This window comes from Luedemannella flava (assembly GCF_039528515.1).
Lineage (GTDB): Bacteria > Actinomycetota > Actinomycetes > Mycobacteriales > Micromonosporaceae > Luedemannella > Luedemannella flava.
In genome coordinates this window covers 1-546 of the sequence record NZ_BAAALT010000302.1, presented here as the reverse complement: position 1 = coordinate 546, position 546 = coordinate 1, and the positions used below count along the sequence as shown (strand labels likewise).

Sequence of the window (546 nt, the reverse complement as noted above, 5' to 3'; positions counted from 1 at the left end):
GCAGGGGCGTCAGGCGGTCGGCCAGGGCGGGGTAGGCGGCGATGACCGCGTCGTACCGGCCGGCGAGGTCGGCCGTGGCGGTGATCACGTCGGCCAGCTGGGCCGCCCCCGGGATCTCGATCTCGTCCCCGCCGCTCGAGCAGCCGGCCAGAAGGGCCGGCGTGACCACCGCGCCGAGCGCGAGAGCGCCGGCGCCGCGCAGCACGCCGCGCCTGGTGGGCCGGGGCGAAGGGCCGGGCGCGTGAGGGATCTCCGGAGAACGCACCCGGCCATCGTGCCAGGCAATCGGCCGTCGCGACGACCGGGTGCCGGCGATGATCGAATAACCCGCCCGCGATGTCGCAGCGTGTCATGCGGCAGCGGCTCGCCCCGATGGACGCCGCGAGCGTTAGGCTCATAGCCGCCGGTCGCTGGTGCGCGACCGGGGACAGCGGCCGGCCGGAGTCAGCGGCGGGCCGTCGCTGATGGTGGGCACCGGCGCGGGGGCGGGCCGGTGGCGGGGGCCAGCGTGGCGACGGCGGGCGGCGGCGGTCCGCGACGGCGCGG

Annotated in this window: 1 pseudogene; it reads right to left on the bottom strand. The window is 78.2% G+C overall.

Features of this window, described 5'->3' with window-relative positions:
- A pseudogene (locus ABD211_RS32855) lies at nt 1-265 on the bottom strand (hypothetical protein); the annotation flags it as partial.
- Between the last annotated feature and the right edge of the window lie 281 nt (nt 266-546).